Origin of the sequence: Henriciella sp., from assembly GCF_049649345.1 — a bacterium.
Taxonomy (GTDB): Bacteria; Pseudomonadota; Alphaproteobacteria; order Caulobacterales; family Hyphomonadaceae; genus Henriciella.
In genome coordinates this window covers 1-2,957 of record NZ_JBARZC010000205.1, presented here as the reverse complement: position 1 = coordinate 2,957, position 2,957 = coordinate 1, and the positions used below count along the sequence as shown (strand labels likewise).

The 2,957-nt window shown below is 60.0% G+C and carries 5 protein-coding genes and 1 other RNA gene; 2 read left to right on the top strand and 4 right to left on the bottom strand.

Annotated elements, in window-relative coordinates:
- The 3 genes from WA989_RS05090 to ffs form a co-directional block, all read right to left on the bottom strand.
- Window positions 1–261 (bottom strand): DUF5343 domain-containing protein (locus WA989_RS05090; RefSeq protein WP_424339422.1); only part of this gene is annotated, 261 nt, incomplete at its 3' end.
- A gap of 263 nt (window positions 262–524) precedes the next feature.
- Window positions 525–803, bottom strand: coding sequence for a hypothetical protein (locus tag WA989_RS05085; protein ID WP_424339421.1), 279 nt, complete (start codon window positions 801–803; stop codon window positions 525–527).
- 34 nt (window positions 804–837) lie between these two features.
- An RNA gene (ffs, locus tag WA989_RS05080) (signal recognition particle sRNA small type) lies at window positions 838–934 on the bottom strand.
- 64 nt (window positions 935–998) lie between these two features.
- Here ffs and nudC point away from each other — a divergent pair.
- Window positions 999–1,928, top strand: coding sequence for an NAD(+) diphosphatase (gene nudC / locus WA989_RS05075; RefSeq protein WP_424339420.1), 930 nt, complete (start codon window positions 999–1,001; stop codon window positions 1,926–1,928).
- Between the two features lie 58 nt (window positions 1,929–1,986).
- A complete protein-coding gene (locus tag WA989_RS05070; RefSeq protein ID WP_424339419.1) occupies window positions 1,987–2,145 on the top strand; it encodes a YqaE/Pmp3 family membrane protein in 159 nt (52 codons plus the stop codon).
- Window positions 2,146–2,235: 90 nt separating this feature from the next.
- Here the strand turns inward: WA989_RS05070 and WA989_RS05065 are convergent, their stop codons facing one another.
- Complete coding sequence (locus tag WA989_RS05065) at window positions 2,236–2,754, bottom strand: porin family protein (protein ID WP_424339418.1); 519 nt, start codon at window positions 2,752–2,754, stop codon at window positions 2,236–2,238.
- Between the last annotated feature and the right edge of the window lie 203 nt (window positions 2,755–2,957).

Sequence of the window (2,957 nt, the reverse complement as noted above, 5' to 3'; positions counted from 1 at the left end):
TTCTTCGACAGCCTCAGCGAGAACTTGCTCCCAACGCGTGTCGTCTAAAAATTCGAAGTACCTTTCGGTTGGACGGCCAGAATCATCGAGAAATCCTAGCCCCTTCAACATCCCTATTATTAAACGGTCAGAGTTTGACTTGAAACCAAGCCCTTCTAAGAACTTCACAGTGAACTTTTCCGGAGCTTTCGCTTGGCGAATTGCCTCGAAAACTGCCGCAAGATTTTTTTGCGACGTCAAATACTGACTGGGTAGCGCCATGGCGTCCTCCATCTCAGGAAATTAATTCCAAGTTATCCACACGGACGCAATTATGATGCCAAGATTGAATTGAGCTCGTGTTTGCCCTTTCACCACCACCACTTCCCCTCATACCCCGCCTCGAGCGCGTCGAAGACGCTTTTCTCATCCCTTGTATAGGTGATGAGGGTACAGGCATCGGTTGTGAGGGTTCCGTCTTCAGCCATGTAGGCGAAGATGAGCTGGGGGTGGCGGAGCTGGAACCGGGTGCCGCAGGCGGCTGATCAGAGAAGGTGAGAGACGTCGAGCACCGGCGCGTCCGGGCCGCGATAGCTGCGCAGCACGGTGAAGCGCGTCTGGTACCGGTCATTGTCGGCAAAGCCGTCATCCACCTCGCCCGCAGCTGGCGCGCGCGTCATGTCTTCCGGCACACCAATAAAGGCGATCTCGGTCTCGGCGAGTTTCTCCTCGGCCGTGTCATAGACCATGCAGGAACAGGCCTCAGCGCCGAGTGGCAGGGCGGCAAGCGTGGCGACTATGAGGGCGAGGGATCGTGTCAGCATAGGCTGAGGCTAGATCGAATTTGCGGGGAGAGAAAGCGGAGACTGGACAGTGACCCGAAGCGAAACTCGTTAGGGCTGCTTCGTTCCCGACCTGACCCGGTTGGCGAGGACTTCGTCCACCGCCAGCCTCCTGATCTCCATATCGCGTTTTGAAAGCGGGGTGACAAGGGGGTGGATGCTGCTAGGTAGGGGCGCATGACGACCATCACCACAAATTCGCACCTCATCCCGCTCGGCTCGCGCCCGATCGACCGGGCCGGCCATCACCGCGCCGACCCGGCCTGGCTTGAGGCGGCGTATAAGCGCGAGGATGCGCTGGTCCTGTTGATGCAGGGCGGCCTGCCGCTTGTGACGGCGGCGGGGGGCCTCGTCTGGCTCGGGCCGGAGGCGGCGAAACTTGCCCCTGACGCGGAGCCGCTTTTCCTCGGCCTCGACAAGGCCGGCACGCCGGTCTTCGCGGTCGAGATGCCGGGCGATTTCGATGTCGAGGCGTCGCTGATTGCCGGCACGGGGGAGTTCACAGACTTTCGCCAATGCCTCGCGCGCCTGCCCGAGATGGACGCCAATCTGGCCTCGACCGCGCGGTCCCTCTTCGATTGGCACCGCTCGAACCGCTTCTGCGCCAGATGCGGGGCGGAGAGTGTGCGCTCCGAGGCCGGCTGGAAGCGCGACTGCCCCGAGTGCAAGGCGCAGCATTTCCCGCGGACCGACCCGGTCGCGATCATGCTGGCCGTGTCCGGCGACAAATGTCTGCTCGGGCGCCAGCGCATGTGGCCGAAGGGGATGTGGAGCTGCCTTGCCGGCTTCATCGAGCCGGGCGAGACGCTCGAACAGGGCGCAGCGCGCGAACTGCATGAGGAAGCCGGCATTCGCTGCGATGCGTCCAAGGCGGAATACCTCTTCTGCCAGCCCTGGCCCTTCGCGTCGTCTCTGATGATCGGGCTGATCCTGCCGGCCGAGAATGAGGACATCACCATCGACGAGGACGAGCTGGAACAGGCGATGTGGATCACGCGGGACGAGGCGCGGCGGGTTCTGGCCGGGGAGCATCCGGACATCTTCGCGCCCATGCGCTTTGCTGTGGCGCACCATATCCTGAACGAATGGGCGACACGCGAGCGCTGACCGGCGGAACATGCAGCAGACGGGGCGCGTTGGGTGTCTTTAAGGAGACACCTCCCCTATGGATCTTATCCGCATTATCCTGTCCGTTCTTATCCCGCCGCTCGGCGTATTCCTCCAGGTCGGTATTGGCGCGCAATTCTGGCTCAACATCCTGCTGACCCTGCTTGGCTATATTCCAGGCCTGATCCACGCGATCTGGATCATCGCGAAGCGCTAGGCTTTTCTATCCTCCGACCATGAAAAAATCCGGCCGAGGCACTGCCCCGGCCGGATCGCTTATCCCCTTCGCGAGAAGGCTTTCGGCTGACTAGAACTTCCAGACAGCGGCGATGCTGAACGCGTCTGCCTCAAGGTCTTCGATGTCATAGCGTGTATATTCGCCGCGAAAGCCGAATTCGGGGCCGACCATGAATTCGCCGCCGGCGCCATAGCCGATGCCTGTATCGCTGCCGGAATCAGAAAAACCACCAGCCTCTACTTTCAGCTCCGTATTGACCGCGCCTGCGCGGGCAAACAGGGTTACGCGATCGCTAACCGGCATTTCGCCGCGCAGATAGGCGCCGACGATATGGTTGATCGACACATCGACATCGGTGCCAAGCACGGTGAACGTCTCATCCTGGACGCCGACACCGGCTTCGCCCTCAACCGAGAAATACTCGTTGAAGTTGTAGCCGAGATGGCCGTTGATCACGCCGAGATCGGCGTCGACACCGTCTTCATCGACAGCGACAAACTGATAGCCGGCATCGGCATACCAGCCTTCGGCCATGGCCGGCGAAGCGGAAAGCGCAAGAAGCGCTGTAACAGCAATTATTCTGGTCATATTGGTCTCCTGTAAAACGCGCAGATTCAGGTGCGCGAATGGAGACGGTATCGGCTCGAATTCCTGCCGATTTCTTGCTGAATTCTGGCAGAATGGTGGCTGGAAAAAGATGTGCTTTTCCAGCCACAGAGATCAACCTCTGATCTATATTTTCTCACATAAAAAAGACCCCGCACCGAGGGGAAGTGCGGGGTCTTCTAGCC

Excerpts from the sequence above, each read along its gene's own strand:
- WA989_RS05085 (WP_424339421.1), bottom strand. The coding sequence starts at position 803 with ATGCTGACACGATCCCTCGCCCTCATAGTCGCCACGCTTGCCGCCCTG.
- WA989_RS05065 (WP_424339418.1), bottom strand. The coding sequence starts at position 2,754 with ATGACCAGAATAATTGCTGTTACAGCGCTTCTTGCGCTTTCCGCTTCG.
- nudC (WP_424339420.1), top strand. The coding sequence starts at position 999 with ATGACGACCATCACCACAAATTCGCACCTCATCCCGCTCGGCTCGCGC.
- WA989_RS05070 (WP_424339419.1), top strand. The coding sequence starts at position 1,987 with ATGGATCTTATCCGCATTATCCTGTCCGTTCTTATCCCGCCGCTCGGC.